Annotated in this window: 18 protein-coding genes; 10 read left to right on the top strand and 8 right to left on the bottom strand. The window is 73.0% G+C overall.

Annotation, left to right across the window (positions count from 1 at the left end):
- Positions 1-13 precede the first annotated feature (13 nt).
- From ACIPYW_RS07830 to ACIPYW_RS07800, 7 genes are all read left to right on the top strand, one after another.
- Positions 14-439 carry a MarR family winged helix-turn-helix transcriptional regulator gene (locus tag ACIPYW_RS07830; RefSeq protein WP_400412397.1) on the top strand — a complete coding sequence of 142 codons (426 nt, stop codon included), beginning with the start codon at positions 14-16 and terminating at the stop codon, positions 437-439.
- On the top strand, positions 436-1848 hold the full coding sequence (locus tag ACIPYW_RS07825) for an MFS transporter (protein ID WP_400412394.1): 1413 nt from the start codon (positions 436-438) through the stop codon (positions 1846-1848). Before ACIPYW_RS07830 ends, ACIPYW_RS07825 begins: the two co-directional genes overlap by 4 nt.
- A 311-nt stretch (positions 1849-2159) precedes the next feature.
- Positions 2160-3041 (top strand): formyltetrahydrofolate deformylase, encoded by an 882-nt coding sequence (gene purU, locus ACIPYW_RS07820; protein WP_400412393.1) that lies wholly within the window; start codon positions 2160-2162, stop codon positions 3039-3041.
- A gap of 5 nt (positions 3042-3046) precedes the next feature.
- A complete protein-coding gene (locus ACIPYW_RS07815) occupies positions 3047-3445 on the top strand; it encodes a YrdB family protein (protein ID WP_400412391.1) in 399 nt (132 codons plus the stop codon).
- A gap of 68 nt (positions 3446-3513) precedes the next feature.
- Positions 3514-4653 carry an N-acetylglucosamine-6-phosphate deacetylase gene (nagA, locus tag ACIPYW_RS07810; protein WP_400412535.1) on the top strand — a complete coding sequence of 380 codons (1140 nt, stop codon included), beginning with the start codon at positions 3514-3516 and terminating at the stop codon, positions 4651-4653.
- A 38-nt stretch (positions 4654-4691) separates the two neighbouring features.
- Positions 4692-5321, top strand: coding sequence for an SRPBCC family protein (locus ACIPYW_RS07805; RefSeq protein ID WP_400412389.1), 630 nt, complete (start codon positions 4692-4694; stop codon positions 5319-5321).
- The gene (locus tag ACIPYW_RS07800; protein ID WP_400412387.1) at positions 5318-5989 is read left to right on the top strand and encodes a DUF4166 domain-containing protein; all 672 of its coding nucleotides are present in this window, start codon (positions 5318-5320) and stop codon (positions 5987-5989) included. Before ACIPYW_RS07805 ends, ACIPYW_RS07800 begins: the two co-directional genes overlap by 4 nt.
- Before the next feature lie 3 nt (positions 5990-5992).
- Here the strand turns inward: ACIPYW_RS07800 and ACIPYW_RS07795 are convergent, their stop codons facing one another.
- A complete protein-coding gene (locus ACIPYW_RS07795) occupies positions 5993-7603 on the bottom strand; it encodes an MFS transporter (RefSeq protein WP_400412386.1) in 1611 nt (536 codons plus the stop codon).
- Between the two features lie 93 nt (positions 7604-7696).
- Between ACIPYW_RS07795 and ACIPYW_RS07790 the strand changes: the two genes are divergently transcribed.
- Positions 7697-8872, top strand: a complete 1176-nt coding sequence (locus tag ACIPYW_RS07790; protein WP_400412384.1) for a MalY/PatB family protein — start codon at positions 7697-7699, stop codon at positions 8870-8872.
- Positions 8873-8881: 9 nt separating this feature from the next.
- Here the strand turns inward: ACIPYW_RS07790 and nagB are convergent, their stop codons facing one another.
- The gene (nagB, locus tag ACIPYW_RS07785; protein ID WP_058726124.1) at positions 8882-9667 is read right to left on the bottom strand and encodes a glucosamine-6-phosphate deaminase; all 786 of its coding nucleotides are present in this window, start codon (positions 9665-9667) and stop codon (positions 8882-8884) included.
- Positions 9668-9724: 57 nt separating this feature from the next.
- Between nagB and ACIPYW_RS07780 the strand changes: the two genes are divergently transcribed.
- Entirely contained in the window at positions 9725-10204 is a 480-nt protein-coding gene (locus tag ACIPYW_RS07780; protein ID WP_400412382.1) for an NUDIX hydrolase, read from the top strand.
- A gap of 52 nt (positions 10205-10256) precedes the next feature.
- On the opposite strand, the gene ACIPYW_RS07775 is transcribed toward ACIPYW_RS07780, so the two are convergent.
- From ACIPYW_RS07775 to ACIPYW_RS07760, 4 genes are all read right to left on the bottom strand, one after another.
- Positions 10257-11348, bottom strand: coding sequence for an ABC transporter ATP-binding protein (locus ACIPYW_RS07775; RefSeq protein WP_400412380.1), 1092 nt, complete (start codon positions 11346-11348; stop codon positions 10257-10259).
- Positions 11345-12103 (bottom strand): ABC transporter permease, encoded by a 759-nt coding sequence (locus ACIPYW_RS07770; protein WP_400412378.1) that lies wholly within the window; start codon positions 12101-12103, stop codon positions 11345-11347. The genes ACIPYW_RS07775 and ACIPYW_RS07770 overlap by 4 nt, the downstream gene beginning before the upstream one ends.
- Before the next feature lie 158 nt (positions 12104-12261).
- Complete coding sequence (locus ACIPYW_RS07765) at positions 12262-13275, bottom strand: ABC transporter permease (RefSeq protein ID WP_400412376.1); 1014 nt, start codon at positions 13273-13275, stop codon at positions 12262-12264.
- 5 nt (positions 13276-13280) lie between these two features.
- Complete coding sequence (locus tag ACIPYW_RS07760) at positions 13281-14420, bottom strand: ABC transporter substrate-binding protein (protein ID WP_400412374.1); 1140 nt, start codon at positions 14418-14420, stop codon at positions 13281-13283.
- A 172-nt stretch (positions 14421-14592) separates the two neighbouring features.
- Here ACIPYW_RS07760 and ACIPYW_RS07755 point away from each other — a divergent pair, with 172 nt between their 5' ends.
- Entirely contained in the window at positions 14593-15030 is a 438-nt protein-coding gene (locus ACIPYW_RS07755; protein ID WP_400412372.1) for a YdeI/OmpD-associated family protein, read from the top strand.
- A gap of 144 nt (positions 15031-15174) precedes the next feature.
- Here ACIPYW_RS07755 and ACIPYW_RS07750 read toward each other — a convergent pair whose 3' ends face one another.
- Positions 15175-16038, bottom strand: coding sequence for an NAD(P)H-hydrate dehydratase (locus ACIPYW_RS07750; RefSeq protein WP_400412369.1), 864 nt, complete (start codon positions 16036-16038; stop codon positions 15175-15177).
- On the bottom strand, positions 16028-16768 hold the full coding sequence (locus ACIPYW_RS07745; RefSeq protein WP_400412366.1) for a histidine phosphatase family protein: 741 nt from the start codon (positions 16766-16768) through the stop codon (positions 16028-16030). Before ACIPYW_RS07745 ends, ACIPYW_RS07750 begins: the two co-directional genes overlap by 11 nt.
- Positions 16769-16852: the final 84 nt, after the last annotated feature.

Below are 16852 nucleotides of genomic sequence, written 5' to 3'. Positions count from 1 at the left end.
GTACCGTTGCGGTATGACTGCCGACGGTGCACCCGACCTCGCCAGCGCGCTCCTGACGATCCACGGCCGCATCCGCCGGACCCTGCTCACGGGCAAGTCCGACGAGGTGACCGCCTCCCAGACCGCGGCGCTCGGACGACTCCTCCGGTACGGCGAGAGCACCGTCGCCGACCTGGCCCGGGCCGAGGGGGTCCGTCCGCAGTCGATGGGAGCGACCGTCCAGGCACTCGTGGACCTCGGGCTGGTCGAGCGCCGCCAGGACCCCACGGACGGGCGTCGGACACTCGTCCGCGCGACCCCGGCCGGTGCCGCCGCGCGCGAGGACGCCTGGTCGGCACGGAGCCGCGTGCTCGCCGAGCGCCTCGCGACCCTGTCCGCCGAGGACCGCGAGACGGTCGCCCGCTCCCTCCGCATCCTCGAACCGCTGGTCGAGCCGTGACCGCGACCGCACCCATTCCCACGCCCGCTCCGACCGGGGAGCACGGCGGCAGCGGCTTCGGCCCGAAGCTCCTCGTCCCGGTGCTCGTCGGGCCGCTCCTCAACCCGATCAACACCACGATGGTGTCGGTCGCGCTCGCGCCGATCTCCCGGGACCTCGGGATCGGTGCCGCGCAGGCGATCTGGCTCGTCGCGGCGCTCTACCTGGCGAGCGCCGTCGCACAGCCGACCATGGGCAAGCTCGCCGACCGGTTCGGACCGAAGAAGGTCTTCCTCACCGGCCTCGTCATCGTCGGCGTCGCCGGGGTCGTGCCCGAGGTCCTCACCGGCTTCGGCGGCGCGGTGACGGCCCGTGTGCTCATCGGCATCGGCACGTCGTCGGCCTACCCGGCGGCGCTCACGACGCTCCGGCAGCACTCGGCGCGGATCGGCAAGCCCACGCCGCCGCTGGTCCTCGGCGCACTCTCGATCACGTCGCTCGTGTCCGCCGCCGCCGGGCCACCGCTCGGCGGAGCGCTCATCGCGGCCTTCGGCTGGCACGCGATCTTCCTCGTCAACGTGCCGCTCGCCGTGTTCGGCATCGTCGTGTCCGCGCTGTGGCTGCCGTCCGACCGACTCCGCCCGCAGAACGACGACGACCTGCCGGTGCTGCAGGCACTCGACCCGGTCGGCTTGCTCCTCATGACCGGGACGGTGTCGGCACTCCTGGTCTTCCTGCTGGACGTCTCCGCCGGGCTCTGGTGGCTGCTCGGCACCGCGGTCGTGCTGCTCGTCGCGCTCGTGCTGTGGGAACTGCGCGCCGTGAAGCCGTTCGTCGACGTGCGGCTGCTCGCCCGGAACGGCGCACTGTCACGGACGTACGTGCGGCTGTTCCTGGTGTACCTGCTCGCGTACACGATGACCTACGGCTTCTCGCAGTGGGTGCAGGACGTCGCCGGGTACTCGAGCGACGCCGCCGGGTACATCCAGCTGCCGGCCGCGATCGTCGCCGGGGTCGCGTCCTTCCTCGTCGCGCGGAAGACCGCCGTCCGTGGTCCGCTCATCGCCGCTGCCGTGGTGCCGATCGTCGGCGGCCTCCTCCTGCTCCTGCTCCACGCCGGCTCGCCCGTGGCCCTGCTCGTGCTCACGCCGGCGCTGTTCGGCGTCCCGCAGGCCTTCGCGTCGGTGTCGAACCAGGCGGCGCTCTACCGGGTCGTCCCCGCGGAGTACATCGGCACCGCGGCCGGGCTCTCGCGGACGAGCGTGTACATCGGCGCGATCGGCGCGTCCTCGCTCATCGGCGGCGTGTTCGGGACGGCTCCCACGACGCCCGACCTGCACGTGCTCGCGTGGGTGATCGTCGGCGTCGCGGTCGCCGCGAGCGTCCTGACGATCGCCGACCGCGCGCTCGCCCGTCCGCAGGCCCACTGATCGAGCCGGTGGCGCGGCCGACGCCGCAGCGCGCACGCGGGCGCCGCCGGCGCCGCACGACCAAAGACGCAGCGAACCGCGTCGATTCGCGGTTCGACGTGTCTTCGGTCGTGCGCCGGGGCGGCCCCGTCGTCGACACTGAGCCCGGGCGGCGCCCCCGGCGCTGATGCAACCGCCTCGCGAGCGCAGGCCGACGGACGGAGGCGACCGGCGCCTCCAGGCCGACCGCTGGGACACAGGGCGACCCGCCGGAACGGCCCACGTCCACGACCACGACCAGCGCGCGGCAGCGCGCCCGGTACCCTGATCCGGTGACCGACCCGACGCCCGCGACCACCGCGACGACGCCCACGCACTGGACCCTCACGCTCGTCTGCGACGACCGTCCCGGGATCGTGCACGCCGTGTCCGGAGCCGTCGTTGCCGCGCAGGGCAACATCACCGAGTCGCAGCAGTTCTCGAGCGCGGACACGAACACGTTCTTCATGCGCCTCCAGGTCATGGCGCCGGTCGACCGCGAGGCCTTCGAGGAAGCCCTCGCACCCGTCGTCCAGCGCTACGACGCCCGCGTCCAGCTCGACGTCGTCGGCCGGCCGCTGCGCACGCTCGTCCTCGTGTCGAAGGCCGGGCACTGCCTCAACGACCTGCTCTACCGGCAGCGTGGCGGACAGCTCCCGATCGAGGTGCCGCTCGTGCTGTCGAACCACGCCGACCTGCAGGAGCTGGCGTCGTTCTACTCCGTGCCGTTCGAGCACCGCCCGGTGACCGACGCGGAGAGCAAGCACGACATGGAGCAGCGGATCCTCGAGGCCGTGGACGAGCACGACATCGAGCTCGTCGTCCTCGCCCGCTACATGCAGATCCTGTCGCCCGGCCTCTGCGCCGCGCTCGAGGGCCGCGCGGTGAACATCCACCACTCGTTCCTGCCCGGCTTCAAGGGCGCGAACCCGTACCGGCAGGCGCACGCACGCGGCGTGAAGCTCATCGGGGCGACGGCGCACTTCGTCACGAGCGACCTCGACGAGGGGCCGATCATCGAGCAGAACGTCGTCCGGGTCGACCACACGAAGGACCCCGCCGAGCTGGTGTCGATCGGGCAGGACGAGGAGTCCCGCACGCTCACCCAGGCCGTCCGGTGGATCGCCGAGGACCGCGTGCTCCTCGACGGCGCCCGCACCATCATCTTCAAGTAGGAACCGTGTCCGTACCGCAGAGCCCCGTCGACTGGTCCGAGACCCCCGACCCGCACGCCGTCCAGCCGCGCAGGCCCGGAGCCTGGGACGTGCTCAGGGCGGTCGTGTGCGGGTTCGGGCTGTTCTCGCTCGGGTACTGGGGCTACCTCGCCTGGCCGTACCCGCTGCCGGCGGTGTTCTTCATCGTCGGCGCACCGCTCTTCGCCGCGGTCGTCTGGTTCTTCTTCCGCTCGCCGCGCTCGCCGATCGAGACGGACATCGTCGGCAAGACGATCGTCGAGGTCGCGCTCGTCGTCGCCGCCGGCGCCGCCTGGGTGTCGATCGGGCACCCGGTCGTGGGGCTCGTCTTCGTCGTGGTCGCTGCGGTCTCGGGCGTGGTGCAGTTCCGCCGGGAGGCGCGGTGAGCGGCGGCGGCCCAGGTCCCGCCGTCGGCGGTCCCGCCGTCGGCGGTCCCGCCGTCGGCGGTTCCGGCCTGGAGGCGCGGCGCACACTGGTCCGGTCGGCCCGCGTCGTCGACGCAGCCGGCCCCACGGCGGACGGCTGGGTCCTCCTCGACGGAGCCGTGATCCGCGCGGTCGGCTCCGGCCCCGAGGCCCCGACGGCGGACGAGGTCGTCGACCTCGGCGACGCCGTCCTGGTGCCCGGGTTCGTGGACCTGCACGGGCACGGCGGTGGCGGCGCGGCCTACGAGGACGACTCGTTCGCAGCCGCACTCGCGGTGCACCGGGCGCACGGCACGACCCGGTCGGTCCTGTCCCTCGTCGCGAACCCGCTGCCGTCGCTCGTGGCCTCGCTCGCCCACGTCCGTTCGGTGATGGCCGACGACCCCCTGGTGCTCGGCGTGCACCTCGAGGGGCCGTTCCTGTCGCCGCAGAACAAGGGCGCGCACAACCCCGACTTCCTGATCGACCCGACGCCGGCAGCGGTCGACACCCTGCTCGAGGCCGGATCGGGCGTGGTCCGGCAGGTCACGATCGCCCCCGAGCTCCCGGGAGCCCTGCCGGCGATCGAGCGGTTCGTCGCGGCGGGTGTCATCGTCGCCGTCGGCCACACGGTCTGCTCGTACGACCAGGCCAGCGCCGCGTTCGACGCGGGCGCGACCCTGCTCACGCACGCGTTCAACGCGATGCCGGGCATCCACCACCGTGCGCCGGGCCCGATCCCCGCCGCGGTGGCCGACGACCGGGTCACGCTCGAACTCATCCTCGACGGGGTCCACGTCCACCCGTCCTCGGCGTCCTTGCTGCTGTCGTCGGCGCCGGATCGCGTCGCGCTCATCACCGACGCGATGGGTGCCGCCGGAGCTGCCGACGGCTCGTACACGCTCGGGTCGCTCGGTGTGACGGTCGCGGACGGGGTCGCCCTCGTCGCCGGGACGGACACGATCGCCGGGTCGACGCTCACGCAGGACCAGGCGCTCCGGAACGCTGTCGGCCTCGCGGGTCGGACCCTGCCGGAGGCCGTCGCGGCGCTCACCACGGTGCCGGCGCGTGCCCTCGGCCACGGGGACCACCTCGGCCGGATCGCGCCCGGGTACGCCGCCGACCTCGTCGCGCTGACGCCGTCGCTCGAGGTGACACGGGTGTGGGGAGCCGGGCGCGCGATCGTCTGAGGAGTCGGAGGGCACCAGCGCGTCGTTATGCTCGCACCGTGGGGAACCGGGGCATCTACGTCGAGACCGTGATCGCGGCCGACCTCGAGCGGGTGTGGGCGGCGACGCAGGACCCGACCCAGCACGTGCGGTGGGACGTCCGGTTCTCGGAGATCCTGCCCGAGCGTGACGCCGACGAGGACGCCGTGCGGTTCTCCTACGTCCGGCGGTCCCCCGTGCACGACGTCCACGGCACCGGTGTGAGCATCGGCGAGCGCCGACGTCCCGACGGCACCAGGACCTCCGCGCTCCGGTTCTCGACCCCGGACCCGCTGTCGCCGATCCGCTCCGGCCGTGGCTACTGGCGGTACGTCCCCACCGACGACGGCCGCACGCGGTTCATCACCGGCTACGACTACGACAGCGGCTGGGGTCCACTCGACCTCGTCGTCCGCCCGTTCCTCGGGTGGGCGACCGCCTGGAGCTTCGACCGGCTCCGCCTCTGGCTGGAGGGCGGTGGCGAGCCGGAGGCTTGGCCGCTCACCTCGGTCCTGCAGCCCTGGCGTCGGGGCCGGCCCCGTGCCTCCAGGACGCTCCGTGCACCCGCTGGCGGGTCCCGACGAGCCGACCACCTGCACGACGCGCCTGCCACGTTGGCAGCGCTCCCCGACCCGGGAGGCGACCCGTGACCTCCGTGTTCGAAGCGGCGCTCGGTGCCGACTTTCAGCGGCTCCACCCCATGATGCAGCGCCGGTTCGGCGTCGGGCTCGACGCGGCCGAGGCGTGCACGGGGCGCGGCGTGATGGCGTCGATCCGTCGCGGACCGTGGTGGACCGTGCCGTTCCTGCAGATCGGGCGGCTGCGGAACATCCTCGTGCCCGACGTCGGGACGGACGTGCCGTTCACGATCGAGAACTACCCGTACCGTGACCGCTACGGCCGCGAGACGGTCACGTTCGTGCGGACCTACACGACGAAGCCCGGACGGACCGCTCGCTTCGACGCGACGATGGTGCTCGTGGACGGACGGGTGCTCGACTACCTCGGATCGCACCAGCACCTGGCGGTGGACCTCGACCTCTCGGTCGACGAGCGCGGCGGTCTCGTCCTGCGGTCCGACGCGCAGCGCTTCTACGAGGGGCCGATCGCCTTCCGTTTCCCGATGCTCTTCAGCGGGCGGGCGACCCTGCACGAGTGGTGGTCGGACGAGGACGCGGCGTTCCACGTCGACCTCGAGGTGCACAACCGCGTGTTCGGGTTCCTCTTCGGGTACCGCGGGACGTTCACGTGCGAGTGGACGCCGGCGACGGACGCCCCGGAGCGGTTGAAGCCGGTGCGGACCGAGCTCCGGACCTGACCGTCAGACGGACGCCGCGGTCCCGCGCACCTTCCCCACGACGACGTCCACGATGCCCGCCACGAGCGCGGCAGCGACGAACACGAGCGCGACCCCGAGGCCGAGCGGCAGCCCCTGCCCGTAGTCGCCCTTCGAACTGGCGAGTGCCGAGTAGAAGACACTGCCGACCGCCGCGATGCCGATGGCCGAGCCGACGCGGGCGCCGACCTGGATGAGACCACCGGCGGAGCCGCCCTGCTGGACCGGCACCTCGGACAGTGTGAGGGTCTGGTTCGGGGAGATCGTGAGGCCGGACCCGACACCCGCGACGAGCAGCGGCACGACGAGCCACCAGCCGAGGTCGGAGCGGTAGTGGTTCGCGACGACCCAGATCACACCGCCGAGCCCGAGCAGCACGAGGACGGTGCCGACGACGATGAGCTGCCGCCCGAAGCGGTGCACGATCCGGCCACCGATCGTCGACGCGATGCCGGACCCGATCGCGAACGGCACCGATGACAGGCCGGCGAGCAGGGCGGAGTACCCGAGGCCGGACTGGAGGGCCAGCGTCAGGACGAAGAACAGCGGGGTGAACCCGGCGAAGTACAGCGTCGCGAGACCGACGCCGAGCGAGAACGACCGGCGGCGGAACAGGGCGAGGTCGATGACCGGCTCCTTGCTCTTGCCGTAGTGCCGCTCCCACAGCACGAAGAGCACGGCGAACACGACCGCGACGACCACGAGCCAGTACTTCGCGTTGCCCTTCCACACCTCGGACTGCACGAACGGCAGCAGGAGCGCGACCACGGCGGCTCCGAGCAGCACGATCCCGACCGGGTCGAAGTCGTGCTTCCGGCCACGCTCGGCCTTCGCCGCCGCGGGGAGGTACCGGAAGGCCAGGAGGATCGTGACGAGCCCGACTGGCAGGTTCACGAAGAACACGAACCGCCACCCGTTCTCGGTGCCGAACGCCGTGATGAGCAGACCGCCGACGAGGGGGCCGATCGCGGTGGCGATGCCCACGGTGGCGCCGAAGAGCCCGAAGGCCGTGCCCCGCTCCTTGCCGCGGAACAGCTGCTGGATGAGGGCGGTGACCTGCGGGGTGAGCAGGCCGCCCGCGAAGCCCTGCACGAGCCGCGCGATCACGAGCACGAGTCCGTTCGGTGCGAAGCCGCAGAGGGCGCTCGCGAGCGTGAACAGCCCGACGCCGATGACGAACATGCGTCGGCGGCCGGAGGCGTCACCGAGTCGGCCGCCGGGCACGAGCAGGAGACCGAACGCGAGGGCGTAGCCGGAGAGGATCCACTGCACGGCCTCGGGGGTGGCACCGGGCAGGCCGGACGAGATCGACTGCAGCGCGACGTTGACGATCGACACGTCGAGGAGCACGATGCCACCGCCGAGCAAGCAGATGACGAGGGCCTTCCAGCGGTTCGGGTCCGGCTGGTCACCGTCGTCGTCGCCGCCGGCGTCCCGACCAGCGGGCGACGCGGGCGCGGCCGACCGGGCCGGAGGCGCGGACGTGGGGGTCGACGGCGCAGCGGGCGTCTCGACGGCCGCCGCGTGGTGGGCGGCGTGGTGTGCGACGGTGGGAGCCGCATCGGGCTCGACGGGTTTGCGGTGTTCGGCAGCCATGACACCGCCACGGTAGGCGCGTCGGGCGCGGCGGCTCGCAGCGTCCGGCGCCTGCGCGTACCCCGGCGGCACCCACCCTGCGAGGATGACTGCATGAGCGTCATGGTCTCCGCGTTCGACGCGCACCGCACCCGCACGAGCGAGAAGTACACGGCCTTCCCGCCGGAGGTCCTGCCGATGTTCGTCGCCGAGATGGACTCGGTGCTCGCCGAACCGGTCCGGGACGCGCTCGTCGCGGCGGTCACGAACGGCGACACCGGCTACGTGGGGCACGGCCGAGCGCTGCCCGAGGCGTTCGCCGACTTCGCAGCCGACCGGTGGTCGTGGCGCGTCGACCCCGACCTCGTCCGGACGACCACGGACGTGTCGGTCGCTGCGGTGGAGACGCTCCGACGGATCATCGAACCGGGCGAGCGTGTCGTCATCATGCCGCCCGTGTACCCGCCGTTCTGGGACTACGTGACCGAGGCCGGCGGAACCGTGGCCGAGGTTCCCCTGCTGCCGCCGGCGGAGGAAGCGGCTGACACCACCGGCGCGACCACGGCCGACTGGCGGATGGACCTCGACGGCGTCCGCGCGGCCCTCGCGGACGGCGTCCGGACGATCCTGCTCTGCAACCCGCACAACCCCCTCGGCCTCGTGCACCCCCGGGACGAGCTCGCCGCCCTGGGCCGCCTCGCCGCGGAGTACGACGCCGTGGTGGTGTCCGACGAGATCCACGCGCCGCTGACCCACGCCGACGCGGTCTTCACGCCGTTCCTCGACTCGTGCCCGGAAGCCGCCGACCTCGGCGTCGCCCTGACCAGCGCGAGCAAGGCGTGGAACCTCGCCGGGACGAAGTGCGCGCTCATGGTCGGGGCGTCGGAGCGAGCACGGGCGTGGTTCGACGGCATGCCGACCGAGGTCGTCGAACGCACCGGGATCCTCGGCTACACCGCGAGCGTGGCGGCGTTCCGCGCGGGCGGGCCGTGGCTCGCGTCGCTGCTCACCGAGCTGACCGTGAACCGGCGGACACTGGCCGAACGGCTCGACGAGGTGCTGCCCGGCGCACGGTACCGGCAGCCGCAGGCGTCCTACCTCGCCTGGATCGACCTCGGCGCACTGCCGTTCGGCGACGACCCCGCTGCGGTCCTGCTGGACCGGGCGGAGGTCGCCCTGTCACGCGGGCTCGACTTCGGCCGGCAGGGAGCAGGACACGTGCGCCTGAACTTCGGCTGCTCCGCCGAGACCCTCGACGAAGCGCTCAGCAGGCTCGCGACGGCGCTCTGAGCCCCCGAGTCACTCGAACCGCTGCCACTCCGGCTTGTTGTCGTACGTGTACCGGTAGTAGTCCGCGAGCCGGAGTCCGGCGGCGGCCTCCTCGTCGACGACGACGGTCGCGTGCTGGTGCAGCTGCAGCGCCGACCCGGGCACGAACGACGACAGCGGCCCCTCGACCGCGGCGGCGACGGCGTCCGCCTTCGCCGAGCCCTGCGCGACGAGCACGAGCTCGCCGGCCTCGAGGATGGTGCCGAGCCCCTGCGTCATGCAGTGCGTCGGCACCTGGTCCGGGGAGTCGAAGAACCGGGCGTTCGCCTCGCGCGTGGACGGCGCGAGGGTCTTGATGCGCGTGCGGGACGCGAACGACGACGTCGGTTCGTTGAAGCCGATGTGGCCGTTGGCCCCGATGCCGAGGATCTGCACGTCGACCCCGCCCGCGGCACGGATCGCGGCGTCGTACTCCTTCGCGGCGAACTCGAGGTCGGCGGCGCGGCCGTCCGGCACGCGGACGCGCGACGGGTCGAAGCCGAGCGGGCCGACGACGTCACGGGCGATGACGGACGCGTAGGACTCCGGGTGCTCGAGCGGGATCCCGACGTACTCGTCGAGGGCGAACCCCCGCGCCTCGGCGAACGAGATCTCGCCGGCGTCGACACGACGCTGGAGGTCGGCGTAGATGCCCTGCGGGCTGGACCCGGTGGCGAGACCGATGACGGCGGACGGCTTCTTCGCGACGACGGAGGCGATCTTGGCCGCGGCGACGCGACCGACCTCCGCCGGCGTGGGCAGGATGATGATCTCCACGGTCCCACCCTACTGGTCATGACCAGTCCGCGACAGGGTGTGCCGTAGCGTGGGTGCGTGCCGACCCCCGACTTCGTCCTGTCCCTCCGCGAGCGCATCGGGAACCACCCGCTGTGGCTCACCGGCGTCACCTCCGTGGTCACGCGCGGCTCCGGCGACGACCGCGAGCTCCTGGTCGTCCGACGTGCCGACACCGGCGCGTACACGCCCGTCACCGGCATCGTCGACCCCGGCGAGGAACCCGCCGTCGCCGCCGCCCGCGAGGTCCTCGAGGAAGCCGACGTCGTCGCGGAGGCCGTGCGGCTCGCGTGGGTGCAGGTGCTTCCGGAGATGACCTACCCGAACGGCGACCGGGCGCAGTACCTCGACCTCGTGTTCGCGTTCCGCTACGTCTCGGGGACGCCGTTCCCTGCCGACGGCGAGAACACCGAGGCGTTCTGGGCGCGGCTCGACGCCCTGCCGCCCATGTCCGAGGACATGCGCGCCCGCGTCGACGCCGCGCTGGCGGACGAGGTGGCGACGCGCTTCCAGCGCTGACGGGCGGACGGGAGGCGCGCTGCGGGGTCGCACCGCGCCTCCCGTCCGGTGCTCAGTGCGTGGGCGCGGTGCGCTCCCCCACGGGCGCGACCGCGACCGGTGCGCCGGTCAGGCGCACGGCCACCGGGTCGCCGGCCGCGCGCCGGTCACCGACCTCGTGCTGGACGGTGACGATCGTGTCGTCGTCGAGGCGGACGGTCGTGCGGCGGATCGACCCGAGGAAGCTCGTTGAGACGACGGAGCCGGTGATGCCCTCCGCGGCGAAGGCCACGTCCTCGGGGCGGACGTAGGCGACCACCGGGCCGTCCGCCGCCGTGCGGTCGATCGCCGGCACCGTGAAGCCGTACACGAACACGTCGCCGCCGCGGAGGTCGCCGTGCATCCGGTTCGACTGCCCGACGAAGTCCGCCGTGAACGCCGAGGCCGGAGCGCGGTAGAGCTCCTCGGGGGTGCCGACCTGCTCGATGTCCCCGGCCCGCATGACCGCGATCCGGTCGGAGACGGCGAGCGCCTCCTCCTGGTCGTGGGTGACGAAGACGGTCGTGATGCCGAGGTCGCTCTGGATGCGGCGGATCTCGTCGCGGAGCGAGACCCGGACCTTGGCGTCGAGCGCGGAGAGCGGTTCGTCGAGCAGGAGCACTCGGGGGCGGGTGACGAGGGCCCGGGCGAGGGCGACCCGCTGCTGCTGCCCGCCCGAGAGCTGGTGCGGGTACCGGTCGGCGAACTCGGCGAGGTGGACCATGTCGAGCGCCTCGATGACGCGCTCGCGACGCGCGGCTGCCGGGACCTTCCGCATCTCCAGGCCGAACGCGACGTTCTGCCGGACCGTCATGTGCGGGAACAGCGAGTACTGCTGGAACACCATGCCGATGTCGCGGCGGTTGACCGGCACACTGCCGACGTCCGAGCCGTCGATGCGGATGGTGCCGGCGTCGACGGCCTCGAGGCCCGCGAGTGCTCGGAGGGCGGTGGTCTTGCCGCAGCCGGACGGCCCGAGGAGCGAGACGAACTCGCCTGGCTCGATCCGGAGCGACAGTCCGGCGAGGGCCCGGTGGGCACCGTAGTGCTTCTCGACGCCGACGAGCTCGACCGTTGCGCCGGTGCTCGCGAGCGTGGCGGGTGCGGCGGGTGCGGTGGTGGTCATGCGGACTCCTTCGGGGCGTGCCGGCGGCGTGCGCCGACCCGGCCGATGACGACGAGCAGCACGAACCCGAAGAGCAGCGCTGCGAGCGAGAAGATCGCGGCGACGTACGGGTCGGTCGACTGCACGAGCAGCAGTGCCGTCTGGAACGTCGTGCGGGAGAGGAACGAGGCGAGGGTGTACTCGCCGAGGACGACCGTGATCGTGAGGAAGCACGCGGCGGTGATCCCGCGTCGGAGGTTCGGCAGGAGGACGCGCCACGTCACGGTCCACCACGAGGCGCCGAGCGACCGGGCGGCCTCGGACAGGACGGCGACGTCCATCGCCGTCAGCGCGGCCGCGATGGGGCGGAACGCGAACGGCAGCGACACGATGCCGATCGCGAACGCGAGCGTCCAGGCGCCGGACCCGAACACCTGCGACACCACCTGGTACACGGGGATGAACCCGACGACGAGCACCACCACGGGGACCGTGATCGGCACGATGCACACGAACTCGAGCACCCGACGGAGCCTCGGGTAGCGCAGTGCGGTGATGATCTGCGCGGGCAGGAGCACCAGGAGCACGATCGCCACCGTGATGACGGCGATGAGCAGCGAGGCGCCGAGGCCGTCGAACACCGGCTGGTAGGTCGCGGCGTTCACCGGGTCGGTGAGCGCCGTGTAGTGGTCGAGGGTCAGGCCGCCGTCGGTGCCCTGGCGGAACGTGAACTGCAGGAGCGCGACGAGGGGGAGGGCGAAGACGAGGCCGACCACGACCAGCACGATCGCGGCGGTGACCCGGGACGGGGCCGGGCCGAACCGGCGGGGGCGACCCGTGCCTCTCCCCACCGGCTCGGCCGGTCCGCCGCTGGCGCGTCGCCCCGGGACCGGCGGCGTGGGCCCCGATCGGGTCCGCGGAGCGGTGCCCGCGGTCACCGCTGCCACCTCGCGGCCCGTCGCTGCAGGAGCGAGTAAACGCCCATCACGACCGCCATCACGATCACCATGCCGAGGGCGAGCACCCCGGCGACGTTCTGGAGGCCGATGATCGTCTCGCTGGTGAGCTGCGCGCGGATCGTCAGCGGGACGATGCCACCCTGCGAGATGAGCGCCGCGGCGGTCGCGAACGAGGAGAACGCGTTCGCGAAGAGGAGCAGCAGCGACCCCCAGAACGCCGGCGCGAGGACGGGCAGGGCGATGCGCCGCCAGTACGTCGCGCGGGAGGCGCCGAGGGTGGCGGCGGCCTCGCCCCACTGGGCTTTCACGCCCTCGAGGGCGGGCATGAACGTGAGGACCATGAGCGGCACCTGGAAGTAGACGTAGGGCAGGACGAGCCCGGGGACCGTGTAGAGGAAGGCACCGCCCGCGTTGAGGTCGACGCCGAAGGTCGACACCAGCCAGGTCGTCACGAGTCCCTGCACCCCGATCGTGGCGATGAACGCGAAGGCGAGCATGACGCCGCCGAACTGGGCGAGCACGCTCGCCGCGGCGTCGATCACGGAGCGGACCATGCCGTCGGGCCGGAGCGCGGACAGCGCCCAGCACACGACCGCGCCGATCACCGCGCCGACCACGGCGGAGACGGCGGAGAGGCCGAAGGACGCTCCGAAGGCGCGGAGCACGGTGGGGTCGGCGAACGCGGCGAGGTTCGCGAACGTGAACGCGCCGTCGCCGGTGGAGAAACCGCTGCCCACCGCGATGACGGCGGGGACGGCGAGGAACAGGAGGACGTACGCGGCGAACGGGGTGAGGCCGAGCCACGCGACGCCGCCGCGGCGCCGGACACGGGGTCCGGCGCCGCGGCGGGCGGTGGCATCGGCGGCTGCGGTGGTCGCGCCGGTCACCGCAGCCGCCGCGCTGGTGGCGGCCGGCCCGGCGGTGACGGGGGCGGACGGTGCCGCGGTGCCGGGGGCGGCGGGCCCCCCGGGGGCCGATGCGGTGGTCATGTCGGTCAGGAACCCATCGTGGCGGACCACTTCGCCGACAGGACCTTCGCGGCGGCCGTGACCTGGTCGTCCGTCAGCTCGACGTAGTCCTTCGGCATGCCGCCTGCGGCCTCGAGGGCGTCCTGGTCGACCTTGCCCGACTTCTCGAGCGCGGCGAGGGTGGACGGGAACGCACCGGCCTGCAGGTAGAGGTTCTGCACGTCGGGGCTCGCGATGTACTCCTGCCAGAGGCGCGCGGCCGCGGGGTGCGGGGCGTCCTTGTTGATCGCCTGCGAGTAGTACGAGCCGAGCGCCTGCCCCTCGGGGACGACGGTCTTCCAGTTCTTGTTGCCCGACGACCCGGCGGCCGGGCCCCAGGCGAGGTTGTTGTAGGACCACTGGATGACGACGGGGGTCTCGCCCGAGGCGACCGTCGCCTGCGAGGGCAGGACGTTCTGGAAGTTGCCGGCCTGCTTGAGCTTGCCGAAGTACTCGACGCCCTTCGTGATGTCGTCCGCCGACCCGCCGTTCTCGAGGGCCGCGAGGTACACCGCGCTCGCGGCCTGGTTCGCCTGCGTCGGGTCACCCGCGATCGAGACCTTGCCCTTGTACTCGGAGCCGAGCAGGTCGTCCAGGTCCTTCGGGGCGGTCTTCACCTTCGACGAGTCGTAGCCGATCGACATCAGGCCGGTGTAGTCGCGCGTCCACTTGCCGTCCGCGTCCTTGAGCGTGTCCGGGATGTCCGACCAGTTCGCGACCTTGTAGTCGGTGAGCAGGCCGAGGTTCTGCTGCATGACGGCGTTGCCGAGGTCGAGCACGTCCGGTGCGGTGGACTGGCCCTTCTGCGACTTCACCGCGGCGACCTCGTCGGCGCTCGAGCCGTTCGGGTTCGCGGAGTTGACCTTGATGCCGTACTGCTTCGTGAAGCCGTCGATGATCTTGCCGTAGTTCGCCCACGACGGCGGCAGCGCGATGACGTTGAGCTGGCCCTCGGCCTTGGCGGCCTTCACGAGGGCGTCCATGCCGCCGGCGGACTCGGCGCTCGTCGCGGTCTTCCAGTCGGAGTCGTCCTTCGTGGACGCGCTGCTCGTCGCCGAGCAACCGGCGAGGGTGACGATGGCGGCTGCCGCGAGGGCGATGCCGGCGAGGGTGCGCTTGTGCTGCACGGGGTGTGCCTTCCGGGTCGGAGATCCGTTCCGCACGACTGTGCGACTCGGTCGGTGACGAGGATGGCCGGGGCCGGTTTCCGGCCCGGATCGGCACGGTGAACGGGGATCGAACAGTTGCTCCCGCGACGGTGCCCTTGCGGTGATGACGTGCCGGTGGTTCGCTGTCCGCGTGCAGTTCACGACGACGGTCCTGCTGGCCCGGAAGACGGCCACCGGACTCCCGGTCCCGCCCGAGGTCATCGACGCGCTCGGCGCCGGGAAGCGCCCGCCGGTGGTGGTCACCATCAACGGCGGCTACACGTACCGGTCCACGGTCGGGGTCATGGGTGCGCAGTCGCTCGTCCCGCTGTCGGCGGAGCACCGCGAGGCCGCCGGGGTCGCCGCGGGCGACACGGTCGAGGTCACGATCGACGTCGACACCCTGCCCCGGACCGTCGACGTGCCGGACGACCTCGGTGCGGCACTCGACGCGGCCGGGGTGCGCGCGGCCTTCGAGACGCTCTCGAACTCACGGCAGCGCGCCCTCGTCGACCCGGTGCTCCAGGCGAAGGCACCCGAGACGCGGGCGCGGCGGGTGGAGAAGGCCGTGGCGTCCCTGCACGCCTGAGCCGGGGCGCTGCCGGGTGACCCGCGGCAGTGCGGTGCGCAGCCGGTCGGCGCGCGGCCGGTCGTCGGCGCGTGGCCGGACGTCGGCGCGCGGCCGGTCGTCGGCGCGTGGCCGGACGTCGGCGCGCGGCCGGTCGTCGGTTCGTCAGGCGCCGAGTTCGACCAGGACCCGCGGGATCTCCTGGACGAGCTCGCTCGCGACGTAGCCGAGCGGCCCGACCTGCACGGCCAGTCGGTCCCCCGCCGCCGCGTGGACGTACGACGACCACGCGACCGCCTGCGCCGGGTCCGCTCCCCGTGCGAGCAGCCCGACGATCGCGCCCGAGAGCACGTCGCCGCTGCCGCTCGTGCCGAGGCCACCCGACCCCGTCCCCTTGAGCCACGTCCGACCCCGCGGTGAGGCGATGGCGTCACCCAGTGCGACGACCGCGCCGTACCGTTCGGCGATCGCGACGGCGTCCGCCACGGTGTCCTCGCCGCACGCCCGACCGAGGAGGCGCTCGGCCTCCCCGGAGTTCGGCGTCATCACGAGCCGCCCCCACAGCGGCTCGAGCTCCTGGCGGAGGTCGGCCGCGACGCCGAGCGCGAAGGCGTCGAGCACCACGAACGTGTCCGGTCCGACCGTCCGGGCGAGGCTGGCGACCAGGTCCCTCGTGCCGTCCGGTTCGTCGAGTCCGGGGCCGATCAGCACGGCGTCGGCGCTCGCAGCGGCCTGGGCGATGCCGTCCCCGGCACCGACCGCGACGTGCCCGTCGGCGTCCTCGTCGAGGGGCTCGACCCCGGACTCGGGCACCGTGACCGCCACCGTGGGCGCGACGCTCCGCGCCACCGCGAGGGTGAGGCGTCCGGCCCCGACCCGGAGCGCGGCGAGCGCCGACAGGACCGCGGCCCCCGGCGTCCGTGCGGCACCACCGACCACGAGGACCTGCCCCCGTCCGTACTTCCCGGCGCCGGGCTCGGGCAACGCCCAGTCGCGGAGGAAGTTGGGGGTGATCGGGTCAGCGGACACGGGCGTCGTCCTTCCGGCCACCGTGCTCGGTGACCTCGTCGTCGTCGAGGTGGCCGACCGAGGAGAACTCCTCGAGTGACCACGGGCTGCGCGCGTCGTCACGCCGCAGCCGGGTGAGGGAGGCGTTCGCGACGGTGTGCGTCCGGGCGAACTCCATGAGGGCGGGTTCGTCGAGGTCGAGGCAGACGGCGACCGTCAGCATGACCACGGCGTCGTGCGCGGCGACGACCAGCCGCTCGGTGTCGTGCAGCCGGTCGACGTCGGCGAGGACCGAGCGGAGCCGCAGCACCACGTCCACCCAGGACTCCCCGCCCGCGGGCCGGTGGTAGTACTTGCCCAGCCACTCGCGGCGGCGCTCCTCGTCGGGGTACCGGTGGCGCACGCCCTGCCGGGTGAGGAGGTCGAGGACGCCGAGCTCACGGTCCCGGAGGCGTTCGTCGGTGCGCCGGGGCGGTTCCTCGAGGCCGCCGTGCTCGAGCGCGATCCCGATCGTCTGCTGCGCGCGGCGGTAGGGCGACACCCAGAGGGCGACGGGCACGTCGTCGAGGCCACGCTCGGCGAGCTCGGTGCCGAGCGCTCGGGACTGTCGCTCCCCCAGCGGGCTCAGCGGGACGTCCGCGTCGCGGTGTCCGGCGTCGATGACGTCGGCTCCGTCGGCCTCGGCGCGGGCGGCAGCGACGTTCGCCTCCGATTCTCCGTGGCGGACGAGCCAGATCTCCGTGACGGCCATGCGCGCCACGGTAGCGACGCCTGCCTGGGTCGCCTCACCGCGGGGCCGGTCGTCCCTGGGCATACGCGGGGAGCCCGAGCAGTG

Origin of the sequence: Curtobacterium sp. NPDC089689 (genome assembly GCF_044749145.1) — a bacterium.
In the GTDB taxonomy this organism is placed as follows: Bacteria; Actinomycetota; Actinomycetes; order Actinomycetales; family Microbacteriaceae; genus Curtobacterium.
Note: the sequence above shows the minus strand (reverse complement) of the source record. Positions and strands in the feature narration are given on the sequence as shown.

Coding starts and splice junctions, on each gene's coding strand:
- ACIPYW_RS07830 (WP_400412397.1), top strand. CDS start 14: ATGACTGCCGACGGTGCACCCGACCTCGCCAGCGCGCTCCTGACGATC.
- ACIPYW_RS07795 (WP_400412386.1), bottom strand. CDS start 7,603: ATGGCTGCCGAACACCGCAAACCCGTCGAGCCCGATGCGGCTCCCACC.
- ACIPYW_RS07790 (WP_400412384.1), top strand. CDS start 7,697: ATGAGCGTCATGGTCTCCGCGTTCGACGCGCACCGCACCCGCACGAGC.
- ACIPYW_RS07775 (WP_400412380.1), bottom strand. CDS start 11,348: ATGACCACCACCGCACCCGCCGCACCCGCCACGCTCGCGAGCACCGGC.
- ACIPYW_RS07765 (WP_400412376.1), bottom strand. CDS start 13,275: ATGACCACCGCATCGGCCCCCGGGGGGCCCGCCGCCCCCGGCACCGCG.
- ACIPYW_RS07745 (WP_400412366.1), bottom strand. CDS start 16,768: ATGGCCGTCACGGAGATCTGGCTCGTCCGCCACGGAGAATCGGAGGCG.